The following is a 16,889-nucleotide window of genomic DNA, read 5'->3' on the forward strand; positions in this document are numbered from 1 at the left end:
ATCGGCAGATGCCGGTCGGGCCGTTCTTCATTGCGCGGCGCGCGGCGTGCGGTGCGCCGTCGCAGCGGGGATTCAGGTGGCGCGCTTGCGGAACACCAGGTCCCACACGCCGTGGCCGAGCCGCAACCCGCGCCGTTCGAACTTCGTGACGGGGCGGTAGTCGGGACGCGGCGCGTAGTCGGCCGCCGTGTTTTCGAGCGACGGTTCGGCGCCGAGCACTTCCAGCATCTGTTCCGCGTAGTTCTGCCAGTCGGTCGCGCAATGCAGGTACGCGCCGGGCTTCAGGCGCGACGCGAGGTGCGCGACGAGCGGCGGCTGGATCAGCCGGCGCTTGTGGTGGCGCGCCTTGTGCCACGGATCCGGGAAGAAGATGTGCATACCGTCGAGGCTTTCCGGCGCGAGCATGTGCTCGAGCACTTCGACCGCGTCGTGCTGGATGATGCGGATGTTCGGCAGGTCCTGCTCGCCGATCAGCTTCAGCAGCGCGCCGACGCCCGGCTCGTGCACCTCGACGCCGAGGAAGTCGTCGCCCGGGCGGTGCGCGGCGATTTCCGCGGTCGACGCACCCATCCCGAAGCCGATTTCCAGGATGCGTGGTGCGCTGCGGCCGAACACGGCGTCCCAGTCGGGAATTTCAGATGTGTAGGGGACGACGAAGCGCGGGCCGAACTCGTCGAGCGCGCGGCGCTGGCCGGTCGACACGCGGCCGGCGCGCGTCACGAAGCTGCGGATGCGGCGGTGGTGCAGCGGATTGACTTCGTCGGCGCCGTCGGCGGCTTCGTCGGGGAGGGCGGCGTCGTCCGGCGGCAGGCCGGCTTCGTTCGGATCGTCGTGCATCATCGGTGACAGAGAAAGGCTCGGTTCGGGGCGGGGCCCGTTACGCGCAGCGGTGCGCCGGATGAACGGGCACATGGTACAAAAAAGCCGCCTTCGACGAGGCGGCTCTTGCGCTGGCTGCCGTGCAGCCGAAAGTGGAGCGGGCGATGGGAATCGAACCCACGTCATCAGCTTGGGAAGCTGAGGTAATGGCCATTATACGACGCCCGCAGAACGGGTGATTATACAGGGTTTGACCGCGACGTTGCAAGTGAGGCGTTTTGGCCGCTGACATCGAAGCCGGCATGGCTCGGGGTGGAGGCGATGGCATCGCCGGGAAAGGTCGTCAAGGATCGCCCGGAAGCGGTCCGTCGATGCAACGCGAAATGGAACGCGGCGCACCGGCACGCGAGCCGGTGTCGAAATTAGACGAGTCGGTGTCGGAACCATACAAGCCCCGGTGCGGCTTTCGAACTAACGTGACAGACCTCTCATCCGATCGTAAGTTTGGAGCTGACATGTCCGATTTCATCACCGTTTTGCGCGAAACCTGCCCGACACCGGTCCTTGACGCCACCAAGTGGAAGCGCATCGGCGGCGATCCGCACACCGTGAACCTCAACGCCTACCTGTCCAAGGACGGCAGCAAGATCATGGGCACGTGGATCTGCACGCCGGGCAAGTTCGAGGTGAACTACGAGAAGTGGGAGTACTGCCACTTCCTCGACGGCTACTGCATCATCACGCCGGAAGGCGAGGAGGCGGTGCACCTGAAAGCCGGCGACGTGTTCGTCATCGAGCCCGGCATGAAAGGGACCTGGGAAGTGGTGGAGACGGTGCGCAAGTATTTCGTCTTCGCCTGACGCCGCATGACGCGTCATTCCACCGGGCTTTCGGGAGGAATGGCGGTCCGGCGGATTCCGGTTCAGTAAACCTCGTTCCGATTCGGGAACAGTTCGCCGAGCGTGGTCGCACGCTCGGCCGGTCCCGCTATGCCGCCGAGCGCGCCGGGCGCCTGACGCTCACGATACGCGCTCGGCGACATCCCGTACGCGCGCCGAAACTCGCGCCCGAGATGCAACGCGTCGGCAAATCCGCAGCCCGCCGCGATTTCGGAAATGTTCTTGTTCAGATGCATCGGCGTCCATGCGGCCATGCGAATCCGGATCGCCCGCTAGCAGGCGGCCGCGCCGCGCAGCCCGATGCGATTCGACGACTCCCAGATGAAGCTTACTGCTCGACGCTCAGCGCCTTTTCGATCGCGGCAATCAATTTGAACGCATCGCCGCGGCTGATCAGCAGGCCGCGACTGGTGTACTCGCAGCCAAACGCGTAGAAGCTCGGCAGCAGCGTGATCGCATCGTTCTGTTGATCGAAATCGACTTCGCATTTCGTCAATGGAAAGAACGGAGGGTCTTCGACGGGCGGCTGGTACACGGCGTTCTCCTAGTACAGCTTGCGAGGCGGCAACATGCGTTTTGCGTGCAGGCGCTGTTTCGCGACGGCGCTGGCCTTCTTGCGCTTGCGCTGGGTCGTCGGTTTTTCGTAGCCGGTGCGACTGCGCAACTCGCGGATCAGGCCTGTCTTCTCGATATCTCGCCGAAAGCGCCGGAGCGCGACATCAACCGGTTCGTCGGGCTTGAGGATGATCGTCGTCATGCAGATCCCGTTTTCAAATAATGCGTGAAGGAACGCTGGACGAGTCGAGTTGTGACGGCACTCGCTATCTCGTCGGATCGCATTCGGAATATCCGGAGCGAATCGGCGGTACGCGCGCGGCAGAACGCATCTGCAACGCCGGTTGATGACGCAACGCCGAACTGGTGAGGCCGTTGCGCAGAGCTGCGTCGGATTCGGGAATCTCGTGCCGTGCGATCGGGACGATGCGCGCGCCGATTATCGTTTCGTGATCCGAATTGATGAGCGACCGCGGCTACCGCCGCAAGATACGTCAGTGGGAGTTGGCGAAGAGCGGCTCCGTGCCGCGATTGCCGTCGATGATCTCTTCCGCGTAGCGTAGGGACGCCCGGCGCGCTTCGCCCGCCGATTCGAACGGCGCGTTGTCGAGCAGCCGGAATGTTTCGCTGCGGGTCACCGTGTCGGTGGTGCCGCGCTGGCAAATCTTCACGGCCGCGTCGAAGCCGCCGTCGTAGTTGTGCGGGTTGCCGTTCTGGGACGGCACGTGCGGATAAATCAGCGGATAGATTTCGAAGCCACGATAGAGATGCATGCTCATGATGAACTCCTGGGTTCGGCCGCGACAAATCGCGTGGACGAACACATCCGACCGGTATCACCGCTGCGCGGCGCGACGGGTAGGGTGAAAAAGGCAGCGATGCGTGCTGATGAACGCACGACGCAGCAAGGAGGAAGATGGCGGGGCGAGCGGCCAGCAACTCGACCACCCGTGCTCGGACAAATTCATCATACGCGCTTCGTGTTGGTTGTCCATCTCATTCAATGCCGGCGCGGTGCGATGCGCGGATTCGACGCACGCAACGCGCATCGCGCATGACAGAGCATTCATTGGTATTCCGATGCCGTGCGGCGCGATTCGGGCGATGCCGATGGCGCCGCATGACGCCGCGTCGTCGTGACGAACGCGACCCTGCAAGACATCGCGCAAGCACCTATGATGCAGCGATCCGCCAGCGCGTCGGCCGCATCGCGTGCATGGCCCGCGAACGCAGAACGTTTCCTCCGGAACCCGACCATGCGCATCACCGACATTCGCGAGCAAGCGATCCCGGTTTCCCGTTATGCCGACCCGGCGATTCCGTCGGGCGGCCTGACGACGAGCGTCGTCGCGATCGTCACAGATGTCGTGCGCGACGGCCGCCCGGTGACGGGTTGCGGTTACGCGTCGATCGGCCGCTACGCGCAGGGCGGGCTGATTCGCGAACGGTTCGGTCCGCGGCTGCTTGCCGCCGCGGACACCATCGCCGACGACGCCGGTACGAACCTCGATCCGTTTCGCGCATGGCGCGCGATGATGGCCGGCGAGAAGCCAGGCGGTCATGGCGAACGCTGCGTGGCGGTCGGCGTGCTCGACATGGCGATCTGGGATGCCGCCGCGAAGATCGCCGGCCTGCCGCTCCATCGCTTTCTTGCCGACCGGCTCGCGCGCCACGCAGCGCGTCGCGTGCGCGTGTACGCCGGCGGCGGCTATCGTTATCCGCATGACGATCTCGCGCGCCTGTCGGACGAGATGCATCGCATCGCCGATCTCGGCTACACGCATGCGAAGATCAAGATCGGCGGCCCGGATATCGACAACGACAAAAGACGCATCGAAGCCGCTTCTGCCTGTCTTGCCGACAGCTCGCATCTCGCGGTCGACGCGATGAACACGTACGACGCGGCGAGCGGGCGCGTCGCCGCCGCGATGCTGGCACCGTTCGCGCTCTGGTGGTTCGAGGACCTGTGCGATCCGCTCGACTTGCCGCTGCATGCGGACCTGACTGCGCAGTACACGCCGCCGGTCGCAGCCGGCGAGGCGCTGTTCTCGCTCGCGGAAGCGAAGCTGCTCGCACGCTACGGCGGCCTGCGAGCGGACCGCGACTTTCTCGTGTTCGATCCGGTGCATTGCTACGGCCTGCCGGGTTACCTGCAGATCGTCGATCATTTCGTGTCGAACGGCTGGCGGCGCGAGGCGTTCTGGCCGCACGGCGGTCATCTGTTCTCGCTGCATGTCGTGGCGGCGCTCGGGCTCGGCGGCGCGGAAGTCAGTCCGTTCGCGTTCCACCCGTTCAGCGGGCTGCCAGACGGCGAAACGCTCGACGCCGGCTGCGCGGCCGTGCCGCAGGCGCCCGGCATCGGCTTCGAGCTTCACGCCGATGCATCTCGCGCGTTTCGCTCGATAGCGGGCCGCTGAGCGCCTAGGCCCGCACGACCGTCACGCCGGCTGCCTCGATCGGCTCGATCAGCGCCGAGTCGGTTTCCTGTTCGACCACGATGGTTTGCGCGAGCGCAAGCTCGCCGATCACGAACTGCGACGCCGCACGCAATTTGGATTGCGAAGCAAGGACGACCGTCGCGCCGGCGCGTCCGGCGAGTGCACGCTTGATCGCCGCTTCCTCGAAATCGCCGGTGCTCAGCCCCGCGACCGGATGGACGCCGGTCACGCCCATGAAGTACAGGTCCGCGTGGATACGCGAGATGCCTTCCATCGCCGCGGCGCCCACCGCGACGATCGAATGCTTGTACAACCGTCCGCCGATCAGGATCACATCGATCGACGGATGCGCGGCCAGCGCGACGGCGACGCTCGGGCTGTGCGTGACGATCGTCGCGCGCAGGTCGGGCGGCAACTGGCTGACGAGCAGTGCCGACGTCGTGCCGCCGTCGACGATCGCGACCTGACCGGGCGCGATCATCTGCGCGGCCCGACGGGCGATGCGCCGTTTTTCCGCGGTTTCGAGCGTCTCGCGCTGCGCGAACGGCGCGACGGCGGGTGACGCCGGCAGCGCGCCGCCGTGCACGCGTTGCAGCAGGCCTTCGGCCGCCAGTTCGCGCAGGTCGCGGCGGATCGTGTCCTCGGACACGCCGAATTGCACGCTCAGCTCGATGGCCAGTACCTGGCCGTCGCGGGCGAGTGCGTCGAGGATCGCTTTCTTGCGTTGGGTCGTCAGCATTGGGTCTGCACGGAATTTCTTGAAATTGCACGAATTTGCACGTTACCATGGGCGCCGTCACATGTCGAATGGGAGGCCGCCATGGCCGCAACGCAGGACCGCGTCCGCATCGTCGATACGACGGTGCTGTCCGATGACTGGTATGTGCTGAAGAAGGTGACGTTCGATTTCCTGCGCCGCGATGGCACGTGGCAGCGCCTGAGCCGCGAAACCTATGACCGCGGCAACGGCGCGACCATCCTGCTGCGCAACGCGGTGACGGGTGACGTGCTGCTCACGCGGCAGTTCCGGATGCCCGCGTTCGTCAACGGACACGACGGGATGCTGCTCGAAGCCGCCGCCGGCCTGCTCGACGACGCGACGCCCGACGCACGCATTCGCGCGGAAGCCGAAGAGGAAACCGGCTATCGCGTGCGCGGCGTGCGCAAGGTGTTCGAGGCGTTCATGAGCCCGGGCTCGGTGACGGAGAAGCTGCATTTCTTCGTCGGCGAATACGATGCGTCGCTGCGCACGGGCGACGGTGGCGGTATCGCGGAAGAGGGCGAGGATCTCGAGGTCGTCGAGATGCCGCTGCACGCGGCGCTGGATGCCGTCGAGCGCGGTGAAATCGTCGACGCGAAGACGATCATGCTGCTGCAGTACGTCGCGTTGCGGGAACCTGCTGGCGTGCGCACCGCGACTGCGTGATGCCGCGTCACGGTGCTTGAACGGGCGTAAGATCGCGCGATGCCCGTCCGGCACCGTTCGACGCCATCGCCGCTCCATCATGCCGCTTTCCGATTCCCCCGAATTACCCGATTCCTCCGGCCCCACCGATTCCAGCGCCGCTGGCGCGCAACTGCCGGCGCATCTGGTCGCGTCCGCCGTCGACGCGCTCGCGCGTGCCGATGCGCTGTTGGTGACGGCCGGCGCCGGCATCGGTGTCGATTCGGGGCTGCCCGATTTCCGCGGCATGGACGGCTTCTGGCGCGCGTATCCGGCGCTGCGTCACGAACGTTTCGAGTTCCACGAAATCGCGTCGCCGCAGGCGTTCCGCACGCATCCGCAGCTTGTATGGGGATTCTATGGGCATCGTCTCGCGCTCTATCGGGAGACGGTGCCGCACGCGGGCTTCGCGATCCTGCGGCGCTGGATGGACGCGATGCCGAACGGCGGCTTCGTGCTGACGAGCAATGTCGACGGCCAGTTCCAGAAGGCGGGTTTCGATCCGGCGCGCGTCGCCGAGATCCACGGTTCGATTCATTCGATGCAGTGCCTGCGACCGTGCTCGGACGACACCTGGGACGCCGCGCCGTTCACGCCCGACGTCGACGCAGCCGCGTGCCGGCTGGTCGGCGAACTGCCGCGCTGCCCGCGTTGCGGCGGCCTGGCGCGGCCGAACATCCTGATGTTTGGCGACGATGGCTGGCTCGGCGAACGCTCCGACGCGCAGGAGCGGGCGCTGCAGGACTGGATCGCACAGGCCGGTTGGGTGACCGTCGTCGAGATCGGCGCCGGCACCGCGATTCCGACCGTGCGGCTGCTGAGCGAACGCCTCGGCGTCGACGTGATCCGCATCAACGCACGCGAAGCCCATGCGCGCCGCGCGGACGTGGTCGGGCTGAAGGGCGGCGCGCTCGCGACGCTCGTCGCGCTCGACCGCGCGTGGCGCGGCGGCTGAGCGCCGCCATACGAATCGATGGGTGACCGAGTCGTACACCGCGTTCGGGCCGTCGTACGCGTCGACGATCGCGTCGACCATCCCGTCGCCCGCGGCCCGACACTGTGCATGCCGATCGGCCTGCGGCATTGCCGTCACGACGCGATTCCGCATACAGTTCGACGTAGGCCGCGTCCGCCATACGGCCTCGTCAGCGAGGAGCTCCCTTGTTCTATTCGATCGTCGCGATCTTCGTAGGCGCCGGGCTCGGCGCATTGCTGCGCTGGTTCCTGGCCCTTGCGCTCAACGAATTCTTTCCCGCCGTGCCGCTCGGCACGCTTGCCGCGAACCTGATCGGTGGCTACGTGATCGGCGTGGCCGCCGTCGCATTTACCGCGCGCGTCGGGCTGCCGCCCGAGTGGCGGCTGTTCGTGATCACGGGCTTCCTCGGCGGCCTCACGACGTTCTCGACCTATTCGGTCGAAGTGATGACGCACGCGGTGCAGGGCGAATTCGGATGGGCGATCGCGGTGGCTGCCCTACACTTGACTGGATCGTTCACGCTGACGGCGCTCGGCATGTGGACCGCGCGCGCGTGGTTCGCGGCGGCCTGAGCGCGCCGGCACCGGGAGGGTGCGATGGACAGGGTCTTCTTGCGCTTCTATGTGCACGAGCAGCACCGGCTGCACTGGAAGCCGCTATGGGAGTGGTTGCTGGAGGAAGGAAACCGGATGGGCATCGCGGGCGGTTCCGCGTTCCGTGCGATGGCCGGCTTCGGCCGGCATCGGGTGCTGCACGAGGATCGTTTTTTCGAGCTGCAGGGGTCGCTTGCGATCGAGGTCGAATTCATCGCCACCGAGGACGAGGCGCAGCGGTTGCTCGAGCGGCTGTCGCGCGAGAAGGTGCGCTTGTGCTACGCGATGATGCCGGCGCGCTTCGGCGTGATCGACACGCTCGCGGCGCCGCCGGCGCAGGGGCCGGCAGCGTAGCGCCGCGCGTCAGATGCCGAACATCGTCAGCGACACGGCGGCGCGCGTGACGACCATCAGCAGCACCTGCACGATCACGAACAGCAGGATCGGCGACAGGTCGATGCCGCCGAGGTTCGGGATCACGCGGCGCAGCGGGTTCAGGAACGGCGCGGTGAGCTGGTAGAGAATCGGCATGGCCGGCGAGCGCGGATTGAGCCACGACAGCAGCGCCATCAGGATCGTCATCCAGATCACGAGATTGAGCGCCCACTTCACGACGGTGAGCAGCGCCACTGCGACGAGCGTCCCAATCACCGAGGCCGGATCGAAGCCGGCCATCACGACCATCAGCACCACATAGACGAGCGCGGTGAGCAGCGCAGCGACGACGCTCGCCCAGTCGATGCCGCGCACGCCCGCGATCACGTGGCGCAGCGGCAGCACGAGCCAGTTGGTCGCCTGCAGCACGGCCTGCGTGACGGGGTTGTACGGCGGCACGCGGACGGCCTGCATCCAGACGCGCAGGATCAGCGCGGCGCCGAACAGCGTGAAGAGGGTATTGAGCAGAAAACGGGCGATCTCGCCGAACATCGTTGGCATCCTTTTTTTACAGTCGAGTAGCGTGCGGCCGCCAACGCCGGATGGCGGCGCATCGGCCGACACCTTATCACGCCTCGTCGTGCGGCGGGGAGGGGTGCCCGGTCGTGCGCGCGAGCGATGTTTCGACGGCCTGCGCGAGCGCCGGCAGCGCGGCTGGCGGCGCGGCGCGCTGCGCCGCGAGCGCGACCGCGCGGCGGGTCATCAGCGCATACAGCGTCGCGTGATCGCCGCCGCGCGCCTCGAGCAGCGCGAGCTGGCGCTCGACGATGCCGGTGTCGCCGCGCGACACCGGGCCCGCGAGTGCGTTCGCGAGGCCCTTGTCGCGTGCGGTCTCGATCGTGCCGGCGAGCATCGGCAGCAGGGCGCGCAGCGCGGCGGCCTCGTCGAAGCCGAGGCCGCGCCATAGCTCGACCGCTTCCGACAGCCCGCACAGCGCGAAGCTCGCCGCGTAATGCGCGGCCGCGTGATAGAGCATCCGGCCGCCGGCCGGAATCGACAGCGGATGGCAGCCGAGTGCGGCAGCAAGCCGCAGCAGCGTCGCGTGCAGCGCGCCGTCGGCTTCGAGCGTGACCGAGCAGCCGTCGATGCGGGCGAGATCGGCGTCCGTGCCGCCGAACAGGTAGAGCGGATGGAAGCCGCCGGTGGCCGCGCCTTGCCGTCTTGCCGGATCGAGCAATTCGACCGCCGACGCGCCGCTGCAGTGGACGAGCGCCTGGGCCGCCGCGCGCGCCGCGTCGAACCGCAGCGCCGCTGCAGTCGACGCGAGATGGTCGTCGGGCACGGTCAGGAAGATCAGGTCGGCGGCGTCGACCACCTGCTGCGGCGTGTCGACCGCCCGGCAGCCGTCGATGCGCGCGGCGAGTGCCGCGGCCGAGTCCGCCGTGCGGCTCGCGATCGCGACGACCGGAAAGCCGGCCGCCGCGAAACGCCGGGTGACGCAGCGCGCAAGGCGACCGGCGCCGATGAAGCCAAGGCGGGGAGTGTCGGGGAGGGACATGGCGGGCCACGAAGCGAAAACGGAGCAGCCGCCAGTATCGCAGGAATGACAGGGCGGGCGCAGATGGGTGGCGCCAGGGCGGGACGATCTGGACGGCGATGTTCGATGCGGGCGACCGGTCAATGCGCGCCGCGGTTTCGCCACTCGATGACGACCGTCTAATCCGGCCCCAAATTGCCCCAGGCCCGCGTCGCTCTTGAATTGTCGGCGTCTTGTCTCGAATTTGTAATCGTTCATTACGGAAGCGCGCCGGCCGCGCTTACCGGATCCGGTAAGACTGACCGGCCAGCGTGTCGCGATTTCACTGGTCGGACGGAATCGCGCGACCCGCAAGGGGAGTCGTGGGTTCGCGCAGCCCGGCCGCACGCTGGCTGCGCCCGCGTTGAATTGCAATTTGCAACAAATGCGCAATACACGTGGGGCGGGTTTTCGCTACATTGCTTGCATGCGACGTGCATGCCCGCCGTTGCCGACAGGGGCGCACAAATTACCGCTCCAGCAGGAGAATCGAAGTGAAAAAACTCATTCCGTTCATCGCCGCCGCCGCGCTGGGCCTGGGTGCCGCAAGCGCCGCACAGGCCCACGTGTCGATCGGGGTCGGCATTGGTGTCCCGGTCGCACCTGCGTATCCCGTGTATGCAGCGCCGCCGCCTGTGTATTACGCGCCCCCGCCCCCGCCGGTGTATTACGCACCGGCACCGGCGTACTATGCACCGCCCCCCGTGGTTGTCGGTGGCTACTACGGTCGTCCGTACTGGCGTCACGGTTACGGTGGCTGGGGTCACCACGGCTGGCGTCGTTGATGCAATAGTCCGCGCGGCCGCCTGAGCGCACGCGGCAAAACGGCGCAACGTCCCTCGCGGGGCGTTGCGCCGTTTTTCATTTCGGCGGGGCTAGGCGTGCGGCGGTCACACCGCGTGGACGATCAGGTCGCGATAGCCGCCGACGATCACGCTGTACGAGAAATACGCGAACAACAGTGCGGACGCGACGTGGCACGCGCGCATCAGCCCCGCGCCCGCGCGCTTGCGGCCCTGGCTCGCGAGCGTGCACATGAAGAGGGTCCACGCGAGGCCGCCGAGGAAAAAGCCGGACAGGAACACCGACGCCGTCGCCGGCGTGGTCGCGCCGGCTTTCGCGATCAGCGCACCGCCGACCGCCGCGAACCACAGGATCGCGCTCGGCGACGACATCGCGAGCAGCATCCCGCGCACGAAGCTGCGCCGCGCGCTGGCCCGCGGCTGCGGCGTGTCGTTGGCATCGCCTTCGTCGGCGCCACCGGCCGGCGCAAGCGCCTCACGCGCCATCTTCCACGTGAGGAACAGCAGCACCGCACCGCCGCCGATCCAGACGATCCAGCGCACGGCCTCGAATTGCAGCAGCACGGCCATGCCCGCGAGCGCGAGCGCCGCGTAGACGAGATCGCCGACGCACGAGCCGACGCCGAGCCAGAAGCCCGGCCGGAAGCCGTGCGACAGCGTCAGCGACAGCATCGCGACGTTGACGAGGCCGATGTCGAGACACAGCGACAGCGACAGGAAGAATCCGTCGGACATCATCGAGGCGGGGGGGAAGCTCATCGTCGTTCTTGCCGGATACGTTCAACGCGCGGACTTACAGTCCGATCTCCTGCCAGAGGCGGTCGACGCGCGCCTTCACGGCCGCGTCCATCTCGATCGGGCGGCCCCATTCGCGGTTCGTCTCGCCGGGCCACTTGTTGGTCGCGTCGAGCCCCATCTTCGAGCCGAGGCCCGCGACGGGCGACGCGAAATCGAGATAGTCGATCGGCGTGCTGTCGACCATCACGGTGTCGCGCACGGGGTCGACGCGCGTCGTGATCGCCCAGATCACCTCGTTCCAGTCGCGGATGTTCACGTCCTCGTCGACGACCACGATGAACTTCGTATACATGAACTGCCGCAGGAAGCTCCACACGCCGAACATCACGCGCTTCGCATGGCCCGCGTAGCTCTTCTTCATCTGGACGATGGCCATCCGGTAGCTGCAGCCTTCCGGCGGCAGGTAGAAGTCGGTGATCTCGCTGAACTGCTTCTGCAGCAGCGGCACGAACACCTCGTTGAGCGCGACGCCGAGCACGGCCGGCTCGTCGGGCGGCTTGCCCGTGTAGGTCGAGTGATAGATCGCGTCGCGGCGCATCGTGATGCGCTCGACGGTGAACACCGGAAACCACTCCTGCTCGTTGTAGTAGCCGGTGTGGTCGCCGTACGGGCCTTCGAGCGCGTGCTCGTACGCGGCGGACGCGTTGCCGGCCGGACGCGGCGGTGCGCCGGCCGGAGCAGGGGCGGGCGTGCCTTCCTGCGGGTGAATGAAGCCTTCGAGGACGATCTCCGCGCGGGCGGGCACCTGCAGCGTGTCGACGCCGGGCGTCAGGCACTTCGCCAGTTCGGTGCGGCTGCCGCGCAGCAGGCCGGCGAACTGGTACTCGGACAGCGAATCGGGCACCGGTGTCACCGCGCCGAGCGTCGTGGCCGGGTCCGCGCCCAGCACAACCGCGACCGGATACGGCTTGCCCGGGTTCTGCAGTGCGAATTCGCGGAAGTCCAGCGCGCCGCCGCGATGCGCGAGCCAGCGCATGATCAGCTTGTTGCGGCCGATCAGCTGCTGGCGGTAGATGCCGAGGTTCTGGCGCGGCTTGTTCGGCCCGCGCGTGACCGTCAGGCCCCACGTGACGAGCGGCCCCGCGTCGCCGGGCCAGCAGGTCTGGATCGGCAGCTTGTGCAGATCGACGTCGGCGCCTTCCCAGACGATCTCCTGGCACGGCGGCGACGACACCGATTTCGGCGCCATGTCCCACACGGCCTTCGCGAGCGACAGCAGCTTGCCGGCGTCCTTCAGGCTCTTCGGCGGATCCGGCTCCTTCAGTGCGGACAGCAGCCGCCCGACGTCGCGCAGCGAGCCGAGCGCGGCGTCGTCGCCCGCGTCGACGCCCATCCCGAGCGCGACGCGGCGCGGCGTGCCGAACAGGTTGCCGAGCACCGGAAACGCATTGCCGGGCGGGGCGTTGAACAGCAGCGCCGGGCCGCCGGCGCGCAGCACGCGGTCGCACAGCTCGGTCATTTCGAGCACGGGCGACACGGGTTGCGTGACGCGCCGCAGTTCGCCGAGCGCCTCGAGGCGCTGGATGAAATCGCGTAAGTCTTTGTATTTCATGAAGAAGGTCCGGGCCGCCCGCAGAGCGGGCAGCGGTGGGCGGGCGCAGCGGCCGGCTGCGGCCCCGAATCGATCGCCGATTTTACCCGGGCCGCCGCATGCACGCCCGGCGGTGAAAAAAGTCGATCGCGCGCGGAGCCCCTACGGCAGGGGGCTCGCGATCTGAAGGGCGATTCAAAATTACTTTTTGTTATGATTTTGAGATTTCATAGTGTTGACGATCTATAAAACCCTGCTAGAATCCGCTCACATTGGCTGCAGGGTAAAAGGCTTCGAGCCGCCAATCACCGATCTTTGACGCAGCGCGTCACCGTCCGCCGATACCTGCACGGCGTATTCGACGGCTTTAGTAGTAGTCCCAGCCAGCGCTACCACACGCTGGTTTTTTGCGTGGGTGCCACCGCGTATGCCCGCCTCGCCCAATGTGCGAAGGTGCCGGCCCTCTTACACCGTGGCCTCGAACGGTACTTATACCGTTTCCCCGATGCTTGCGCGTCCCAACCAAGGCGTGCGGCATCGTGATTCCGCGGCACGTATTCTGTCTCGCCATCGAGCTGAGCGAGCCGCACGAGTCATGTTCATGGGAGATGATCTGAATGAACGCTTGGTTATCGTGGCGTCCCAATGAGCAGCATGCGCAGATCGTGCGCGACATGCTGCGTCGCGGGACGCGTGTCAGTCACCATTTATTCAGCGTTGTCGGCTGTTTCGCTGTCGCGATCGCACTGGCCCTGTGGCTGCTGCCGACCGTGCGCGGGAACATCGCCGCGAAGCTGATGCCGGTCGTCTCCGCGGCCGTGCAGGCCGGTCCGGCCCGTCTGCTGACCGGTCATCCGCTGCCGAACTTCGCGCCTGCCGGCGCGCAGCCGCAGCAGGAAGATGCCCCCGAACCGGATGCGCTCGCCGTCGGTCTCGACGTCGCACCGGAAACCGCCGCGCAGAACGATGCGTCCGATCCGGCCCGCAACGGCCCGTCGCCCGTCGCGCTCGCGAAACTGATCCCGACCCAGCGGGTTCCGGCCGATGCGCGCGACGATCGTGCGCTCGCGTCGAACCGCGAACAGGCGCTCGTCGCCACCTACCTGTCGCGCCGTTACCGGGTCGCGCAGGAGCCGCTCGGCCAACTCGTCAAGGCTGCGTTCCAGACCGGTCGCGACGTCGGCCTCGATCCGCTGCTGCTGCTGTCCGTGATGGCGATCGAATCGGGCTTCAACCCGTACGCGGAAAGCGGCGTGGGCGCGCAGGGCCTGATGCAGGTCATGTCGAAGGTCCATTCCGACAAGTTCGAATATTTCGGCGGTACCGATACCGCGCTGCAACCGCTCGCGAACCTGCAGGTCGGCGCGCTGGTGCTGAAGGACTGCATCGCCCGCGGCGGCTCGCTCGCGAACGGCCTGCGCATGTACAACGGGTCGACCAACCCGGACGACACCGCCTACGGCTCGAAGGTCATGGCCGAGCGCGCCCGCCTGCGCGACGTCTCGCATGGCCGCAGCGTGCCGTTCAATACGCCGGCCCAGCCGTCGAAGCCGATCGTGACTGCAGCCGCGGCGGCGGCGGCAGGCGGCGGCGCGAAGCGTGTGCACGCGACGCTCGACGCCGCGCAGCCGATCACCGCGAAGGGTGCCGCCGTGCCGAAGGGCGCGCCGCAGCAGGACGACGCAAGCGTCGACACCGCGAAGCAGTCGCACGCCGACCACTCGGAACTCGGCGCGTAACGCCCCGCGGTTCCAGCCGGACCCAAGCAAAAAGGCACCCGATCCGGGTGCCTTTTTCTTTTTGCGCGGCCGCAAGGGCCCGGCGCGCCGGCCGGGACGGGCGGCCGGACGTCAGTGCTGGCCGAACAGTGCTGCCAGCCGCTCGACGGCCTCTTCGAGGCGTGTGTAGGCGGTCGCATAGGACAGCCGGATATAGTCGCGCGGCGCATGGACGCCGAAGTCCATGCCCGGCACCAGCACGACGCCCGCGTCGTGCAGCATCGCCTGCGTGAGCGCCGCGCTGTCGCCGGCCGCCGGATGAGCGACGCCGCCACAGTGCGCGTACACGTAGAACGCGCCGTCTGGCATCACGGGTACCGTGAAGCCGAGCCGTTCGAGCGCCGGCGCGATGAAGTCGCGGCGACGCTTGAATTCGAGGCGGCGCGCTTCGTAGATGTCGAGCGTCGCCGGTTCGAAGCACGCGAGCGCCGCGTGCTGCGCGAGCGCGGACGGGCAGATGAACAGGTTCTGCGACAGTTTTTCGAAGGTGCCGACGAGCGACGGCGGCACGACCAGCCAGCCGAGTCGCCAGCCGGTCATGCTGAAGTACTTCGAGAAGCTGTTCACGGTGACGACATCGTCGCCGAACGACAGCGCCGACACGGGCGCCGCGTCGTAGCTGAGCCCCTGGTAGATCTCGTCGACGATCGTGAAGCCGCCGCGAGCGCGCACGGCTTCGACGATCCGCTTCAGCTCGTCCGGCTCGAGCGACGTGCCCGTCGGATTCGACGGCGACGCGAGCAGCACGCCGCGCGTGCGGCTGCCCCAGCGCGTGCGGACGTCGTCCGCGGTGAGCTGGAAGCGGGCTTCCGGGCCGCTCGGCACGAGCACCGGGCGGCCTTCGGCCGCCGCGACGAAGTGCCGGTTGCACGGATACGACGGGTCGGGCATCAACACCTCGTCGTCGCGGCCGACGAGCGCGAGGCAGGCGAGCAGCAGCGCGGCCGATGCGCCGGCCGTCACGACGATCCGCTCGGGGCTGATCGTGAGGCCGTAGGCGCGTGCATAGTGCGCGGCGATCGCTTCGCGCAGCGGCGCGATGCCGAGCGCGCTCGTGTACTGCGTGACGCCGCGGCGCAACGCGGCCGCGGCCGCCTCGACGACGGGCTCCGGCGCGGTGAAATCCGGTTCGCCGATGCCCATGTGGATAACATCGCGCCCGGAGGACTCGAGCCGCTGTGCCTCCTTCATCAATTCCATCACGTAGAAGGGCTGGATCGCGTCGACGCGTGCGGCGAGCGTGACGAGCGAATCGGCGGTGGTATTCATCGGTCGGGCGGGGCGAGGAAGGGGAGGAAGAATGAAAAACGGGCGCTTGCGCGCCCGTGTACAAACGGAATCAGCCGTTGCGGCGCGCCTGCGTTTCGGCGGGGCGCAGCTTCGCGGCGAGCTTGTCGAGCACGCCGTTGACGTACTTGTAGCCGTCCGAGCCGCCGAACGTCTTCGCGAGTTCGACCGCTTCGTTGATGATCACGCGGTACGGCGTTTCGACATGATGCGTGAGCTCGAACGTCGCGATCAGCAGCACGGCGCGTTCGACCGGCGACAGCTGGTCGACCGGACGGTCCAGCGACGGCGTGAGGGCTTCGATGAGCGTCGCATGCTCGCGAATCACGCCGTGCAGGATGGCGTCGAGCAGCTCCTTGTCGGCCTTGTCGTAACCGAGCGCGCCGCGCAGTTGCGCGTCGATCTCGCCGGGGGCCGCGTTCGACAGCAGCCACTGATACAGGCCCTGCGTCGCCAGCTCGCGCGATTGTCGGCGGGCGCTCTTCTTCATGCGCGCTCCTCTTCGTCTTCTTCGTCTTCTTCTTCGTCCTCGTCGTCGCCGAGCTGGTCGAGCGCCATCGTCAGGTTCGCCATCTCGACCGCGACGCGTGCGGCGTCACGACCCTTTTCGGTCATGCGCGCGACGGCCTGCTCGTCGTTTTCGGTCGTCAGGACCGCGTTCGCGATCGGCAGGTTGAAGTCGAGGCCGATGCGGGTGATGCCCGTGCCGCTTTCGTTCGACACGAGTTCGAAGTGGTACGTCTCGCCGCGGATCACCGCGCCGAGCGCGATCAGTGCGTCGAACTGGCCGCTTTCCGCGAGCTTCTGCAGCGCGAGCGGGATTTCCAGCGCGCCGGGCACCGACACGAGCAGCACGTCTTCACCGGAGACGCCGAGGCGCTCGAGTTCTTCGACGCATGCATCGGCCAGGCCGTTGCAGACGGGTTCGTTGAAGCGGGATTGCACGATGCCGATACGCAGGCCGTCGCCTTCGAGATTCGGTTGGTATTGTCCGATTTCCATGATCTGTCCGTGGTG

22 protein-coding genes and 1 tRNA gene are annotated in these 16,889 nt (G+C 67.3%); 9 read left to right on the forward strand and 14 right to left on the reverse strand.

Annotated features, from left to right (window positions below):
* Positions 1 to 72: 72 nt before the first annotated feature.
* Together trmB and LMA02_RS04180 are read right to left on the reverse strand one after the other, a co-directional pair.
* A complete protein-coding gene (trmB, locus tag LMA02_RS04175) occupies positions 73 to 840 on the reverse strand; it encodes a tRNA (guanosine(46)-N7)-methyltransferase TrmB (protein ID WP_228907039.1) in 768 nt (255 codons plus the stop codon).
* A 132-nt stretch (positions 841 to 972) separates the two neighbouring features.
* Positions 973 to 1,047: transfer RNA gene (locus tag LMA02_RS04180), tRNA-Gly, on the reverse strand.
* Between the two features lie 287 nt (positions 1,048 to 1,334).
* Here LMA02_RS04180 and LMA02_RS04185 point away from each other — a divergent pair.
* Positions 1,335 to 1,679, forward strand: coding sequence for a cupin domain-containing protein (locus LMA02_RS04185; RefSeq protein ID WP_006752094.1), 345 nt, complete (start codon positions 1,335 to 1,337; stop codon positions 1,677 to 1,679).
* 62 nt (positions 1,680 to 1,741) lie between these two features.
* Here the strand turns inward: LMA02_RS04185 and LMA02_RS04190 are convergent, their stop codons facing one another.
* The 4 genes from LMA02_RS04190 to LMA02_RS04205 form a co-directional block, all read right to left on the reverse strand.
* Positions 1,742 to 1,972 (reverse strand): helix-turn-helix domain-containing protein, encoded by a 231-nt coding sequence (locus LMA02_RS04190; RefSeq protein WP_228907040.1) that lies wholly within the window; start codon positions 1,970 to 1,972, stop codon positions 1,742 to 1,744.
* Between the two features lie 74 nt (positions 1,973 to 2,046).
* Positions 2,047 to 2,253, reverse strand: a complete 207-nt coding sequence (locus LMA02_RS04195) for a hypothetical protein (protein ID WP_228907041.1) — start codon at positions 2,251 to 2,253, stop codon at positions 2,047 to 2,049.
* A 9-nt stretch (positions 2,254 to 2,262) separates the two neighbouring features.
* Positions 2,263 to 2,475: a 30S ribosomal protein S21 gene (rpsU, locus tag LMA02_RS04200; RefSeq protein ID WP_228907042.1), complete on the reverse strand. Its 213-nt coding sequence runs from the start codon at positions 2,473 to 2,475 to the stop codon at positions 2,263 to 2,265.
* A gap of 292 nt (positions 2,476 to 2,767) precedes the next feature.
* Positions 2,768 to 3,052: a hypothetical protein gene (locus LMA02_RS04205; protein ID WP_228907043.1), complete on the reverse strand. Its 285-nt coding sequence runs from the start codon at positions 3,050 to 3,052 to the stop codon at positions 2,768 to 2,770.
* Between the two features lie 103 nt (positions 3,053 to 3,155).
* Here LMA02_RS04205 and LMA02_RS04210 point away from each other — a divergent pair, with 103 nt between their 5' ends.
* Complete coding sequence (locus LMA02_RS04210) at positions 3,156 to 3,413, forward strand: hypothetical protein (protein WP_228907044.1); 258 nt, start codon at positions 3,156 to 3,158, stop codon at positions 3,411 to 3,413.
* A gap of 116 nt (positions 3,414 to 3,529) precedes the next feature.
* Positions 3,530 to 4,690 (forward strand): enolase C-terminal domain-like protein, encoded by a 1,161-nt coding sequence (locus tag LMA02_RS04215; RefSeq protein WP_228907045.1) that lies wholly within the window; start codon positions 3,530 to 3,532, stop codon positions 4,688 to 4,690.
* A 4-nt stretch (positions 4,691 to 4,694) separates the two neighbouring features.
* Here the strand turns inward: LMA02_RS04215 and LMA02_RS04220 are convergent, their stop codons facing one another.
* The gene (locus tag LMA02_RS04220; RefSeq protein WP_228907046.1) at positions 4,695 to 5,450 is read right to left on the reverse strand and encodes a DeoR/GlpR family DNA-binding transcription regulator; all 756 of its coding nucleotides are present in this window, start codon (positions 5,448 to 5,450) and stop codon (positions 4,695 to 4,697) included.
* A gap of 81 nt (positions 5,451 to 5,531) precedes the next feature.
* Here LMA02_RS04220 and LMA02_RS04225 point away from each other — a divergent pair, with 81 nt between their 5' ends.
* The 4 genes from LMA02_RS04225 to LMA02_RS04240 all read left to right on the forward strand — a co-directional run bounded on the left by LMA02_RS04225 (position 5,532) and on the right by LMA02_RS04240 (position 8,078).
* Positions 5,532 to 6,137, forward strand: a complete 606-nt coding sequence (locus tag LMA02_RS04225; protein ID WP_228907047.1) for an NUDIX domain-containing protein — start codon at positions 5,532 to 5,534, stop codon at positions 6,135 to 6,137.
* A gap of 79 nt (positions 6,138 to 6,216) precedes the next feature.
* Positions 6,217 to 7,110 carry an SIR2 family NAD-dependent protein deacylase gene (locus tag LMA02_RS04230; protein WP_228907048.1) on the forward strand — a complete coding sequence of 298 codons (894 nt, stop codon included), beginning with the start codon at positions 6,217 to 6,219 and terminating at the stop codon, positions 7,108 to 7,110.
* 206 nt (positions 7,111 to 7,316) lie between these two features.
* Positions 7,317 to 7,703: a fluoride efflux transporter CrcB gene (gene crcB / locus LMA02_RS04235; protein WP_228907049.1), complete on the forward strand. Its 387-nt coding sequence runs from the start codon at positions 7,317 to 7,319 to the stop codon at positions 7,701 to 7,703.
* A 24-nt stretch (positions 7,704 to 7,727) separates the two neighbouring features.
* Positions 7,728 to 8,078, forward strand: a complete 351-nt coding sequence (locus LMA02_RS04240) for a DUF190 domain-containing protein (RefSeq protein ID WP_228907050.1) — start codon at positions 7,728 to 7,730, stop codon at positions 8,076 to 8,078.
* Between the two features lie 9 nt (positions 8,079 to 8,087).
* Here the strand turns inward: LMA02_RS04240 and LMA02_RS04245 are convergent, their stop codons facing one another.
* Together LMA02_RS04245 and LMA02_RS04250 are read right to left on the reverse strand one after the other, a co-directional pair.
* The gene (locus LMA02_RS04245) at positions 8,088 to 8,651 is read right to left on the reverse strand and encodes a YggT family protein (protein WP_228907051.1); all 564 of its coding nucleotides are present in this window, start codon (positions 8,649 to 8,651) and stop codon (positions 8,088 to 8,090) included.
* A 76-nt stretch (positions 8,652 to 8,727) separates the two neighbouring features.
* The gene (locus tag LMA02_RS04250) at positions 8,728 to 9,657 is read right to left on the reverse strand and encodes a Rossmann-like and DUF2520 domain-containing protein (RefSeq protein WP_228907052.1); all 930 of its coding nucleotides are present in this window, start codon (positions 9,655 to 9,657) and stop codon (positions 8,728 to 8,730) included.
* Positions 9,658 to 10,169: 512 nt separating this feature from the next.
* Here LMA02_RS04250 and LMA02_RS04255 point away from each other — a divergent pair.
* Entirely contained in the window at positions 10,170 to 10,460 is a 291-nt protein-coding gene (locus tag LMA02_RS04255; RefSeq protein WP_166726237.1) for a hypothetical protein, read from the forward strand.
* A 105-nt stretch (positions 10,461 to 10,565) separates the two neighbouring features.
* Here LMA02_RS04255 and LMA02_RS04260 read toward each other — a convergent pair whose 3' ends face one another.
* A complete protein-coding gene (locus LMA02_RS04260) occupies positions 10,566 to 11,237 on the reverse strand; it encodes a LysE family translocator (RefSeq protein ID WP_228907053.1) in 672 nt (223 codons plus the stop codon).
* A 34-nt stretch (positions 11,238 to 11,271) separates the two neighbouring features.
* Positions 11,272 to 12,828, reverse strand: coding sequence for a UbiD family decarboxylase (locus tag LMA02_RS04265; protein WP_228907054.1), 1,557 nt, complete (start codon positions 12,826 to 12,828; stop codon positions 11,272 to 11,274).
* 596 nt (positions 12,829 to 13,424) lie between these two features.
* Here LMA02_RS04265 and LMA02_RS04270 point away from each other — a divergent pair.
* The gene (locus tag LMA02_RS04270; protein ID WP_228907055.1) at positions 13,425 to 14,546 is read left to right on the forward strand and encodes a lytic transglycosylase domain-containing protein; all 1,122 of its coding nucleotides are present in this window, start codon (positions 13,425 to 13,427) and stop codon (positions 14,544 to 14,546) included.
* A gap of 111 nt (positions 14,547 to 14,657) precedes the next feature.
* On the opposite strand, the gene LMA02_RS04275 is transcribed toward LMA02_RS04270, so the two are convergent.
* The 3 genes from LMA02_RS04275 to ribH all read right to left on the reverse strand — a co-directional run bounded on the left by LMA02_RS04275 (position 14,658) and on the right by ribH (position 16,874).
* On the reverse strand, positions 14,658 to 15,854 hold the full coding sequence (locus tag LMA02_RS04275; RefSeq protein ID WP_228907056.1) for a pyridoxal phosphate-dependent aminotransferase: 1,197 nt from the start codon (positions 15,852 to 15,854) through the stop codon (positions 14,658 to 14,660).
* Positions 15,855 to 15,924: 70 nt separating this feature from the next.
* Positions 15,925 to 16,362 (reverse strand): transcription antitermination factor NusB, encoded by a 438-nt coding sequence (gene nusB / locus LMA02_RS04280; RefSeq protein ID WP_006754954.1) that lies wholly within the window; start codon positions 16,360 to 16,362, stop codon positions 15,925 to 15,927.
* Positions 16,359 to 16,874, reverse strand: coding sequence for a 6,7-dimethyl-8-ribityllumazine synthase (gene ribH / locus LMA02_RS04285; protein WP_228907057.1), 516 nt, complete (start codon positions 16,872 to 16,874; stop codon positions 16,359 to 16,361). The genes nusB and ribH overlap by 4 nt, the downstream gene beginning before the upstream one ends.
* Positions 16,875 to 16,889: the final 15 nt, after the last annotated feature.

The sequence above is a fragment of the Burkholderia sp. B21-005 genome (assembly GCF_020843965.1).
GTDB classification, from domain to species: Bacteria; Pseudomonadota; Gammaproteobacteria; order Burkholderiales; family Burkholderiaceae; genus Burkholderia; species Burkholderia ambifaria.

Bases quoted from the DNA above. Each gene is read 5' to 3' on its own strand.
- trmB (WP_228907039.1), bottom strand. From the start codon at position 840: ATGATGCACGACGATCCGAACGAAGCCGGCCTGCCGCCGGACGACGCC.
- LMA02_RS04185 (WP_006752094.1), top strand. From the start codon at position 1,335: ATGTCCGATTTCATCACCGTTTTGCGCGAAACCTGCCCGACACCGGTC.
- LMA02_RS04190 (WP_228907040.1), bottom strand. From the start codon at position 1,972: ATGGCCGCATGGACGCCGATGCATCTGAACAAGAACATTTCCGAAATC.
- rpsU (WP_228907042.1), bottom strand. From the start codon at position 2,475: ATGACGACGATCATCCTCAAGCCCGACGAACCGGTTGATGTCGCGCTC.
- LMA02_RS04205 (WP_228907043.1), bottom strand. From the start codon at position 3,052: ATGAGCATGCATCTCTATCGTGGCTTCGAAATCTATCCGCTGATTTAT.
- LMA02_RS04215 (WP_228907045.1), top strand. From the start codon at position 3,530: ATGCGCATCACCGACATTCGCGAGCAAGCGATCCCGGTTTCCCGTTAT.
- LMA02_RS04220 (WP_228907046.1), bottom strand. From the start codon at position 5,450: ATGCTGACGACCCAACGCAAGAAAGCGATCCTCGACGCACTCGCCCGC.
- LMA02_RS04225 (WP_228907047.1), top strand. From the start codon at position 5,532: ATGGCCGCAACGCAGGACCGCGTCCGCATCGTCGATACGACGGTGCTG.
- LMA02_RS04230 (WP_228907048.1), top strand. From the start codon at position 6,217: ATGCCGCTTTCCGATTCCCCCGAATTACCCGATTCCTCCGGCCCCACC.
- LMA02_RS04240 (WP_228907050.1), top strand. From the start codon at position 7,728: ATGGACAGGGTCTTCTTGCGCTTCTATGTGCACGAGCAGCACCGGCTG.
- LMA02_RS04245 (WP_228907051.1), bottom strand. From the start codon at position 8,651: ATGTTCGGCGAGATCGCCCGTTTTCTGCTCAATACCCTCTTCACGCTG.
- LMA02_RS04250 (WP_228907052.1), bottom strand. From the start codon at position 9,657: ATGTCCCTCCCCGACACTCCCCGCCTTGGCTTCATCGGCGCCGGTCGC.
- LMA02_RS04260 (WP_228907053.1), bottom strand. From the start codon at position 11,237: ATGAGCTTCCCCCCCGCCTCGATGATGTCCGACGGATTCTTCCTGTCG.
- LMA02_RS04265 (WP_228907054.1), bottom strand. From the start codon at position 12,828: ATGAAATACAAAGACTTACGCGATTTCATCCAGCGCCTCGAGGCGCTC.
- LMA02_RS04270 (WP_228907055.1), top strand. From the start codon at position 13,425: ATGAACGCTTGGTTATCGTGGCGTCCCAATGAGCAGCATGCGCAGATC.
- LMA02_RS04275 (WP_228907056.1), bottom strand. From the start codon at position 15,854: ATGAATACCACCGCCGATTCGCTCGTCACGCTCGCCGCACGCGTCGAC.
- nusB (WP_006754954.1), bottom strand. From the start codon at position 16,362: ATGAAGAAGAGCGCCCGCCGACAATCGCGCGAGCTGGCGACGCAGGGC.
- ribH (WP_228907057.1), bottom strand. From the start codon at position 16,874: ATGGAAATCGGACAATACCAACCGAATCTCGAAGGCGACGGCCTGCGT.